This window comes from Martelella sp. UBA3392 (assembly GCF_002358775.1).
Lineage (GTDB): Bacteria > Pseudomonadota > Alphaproteobacteria > Rhizobiales > Rhizobiaceae > Martelella > Martelella mediterranea.
Genome location: NZ_DEPM01000082.1, coordinates 1 through 876, shown reverse-complemented (window position 1 = coordinate 876; position 876 = coordinate 1).

Below are 876 nucleotides of genomic sequence, written 5' to 3'. Positions count from 1 at the left end.
GTCGGGATCACCAAAGATTTCAATCAGATAGTCTATCATGCGTTCCTACACGTTCCTGGAGGCGTTCCTACACGTCCGTTTTTGGTGTGTTCACGGCCTTCCGGCGGGCGATTCGGAGCTCCGCAACATGGCGTGTCTTGTCCAGTGTCGAGCGATTGTAACGCGTCGTCGTCTGGATGTTTTTATGATTTGCATGATGACGTAGGTGTTCGATATCGGCGCCTGCATCCGAACCTTCCGTCACGCCACCAGCTCGGCTGTCGCGGTTCCAGACATCCTTCGGAACACCTGCCTCCGTCGCGACTTCTCGCCAGATCTTGTAGAAGTGGCGATATCGGTATGGAAGGCCTGTCGTCTCGGATGTTACAACCGGCCCGACCCGTTTTTTCTTGCGGTATCATGTCCAGCAGTTGCCTGAGCATAGGGTAAGCACGAGTGTCATGTTCGGCCGTTTGTCCCGTTTTGCTCGTCGGCTTGGATAGCACACCGTCGGGGTCAATGTGCGACCAAAGCAGTCCGTCGACCCATCGTTGTCCGCGATCCAGAATACCTCCGGTTTCCGCTTCTATAGACGTCTCCCAACGTCCAATGACATCGATTTGTCTTAGGGTCAGGTCGAATTGAAGAGCTTGCGCGATAGCGATCGACAGGAGGCCGTTCTCTGCGGCCTTTTCGCAAATTGCCTGAGCTTGATCATAGGTGATTGACTTCGTCCGCGCCGCTGGTGCAGTGAACTCCATGCCGGAAAAGATCGTTGCCAACCGGAAGCAGTCCGCGATGTTCATGACCACTCCGAACTTGATCACGATGCGGAGGAGTTGCATGGCCTTGTAGGCTCTGCGTTGCCGTTCCGGCTTCCCCTCACCAGCGGGAAGT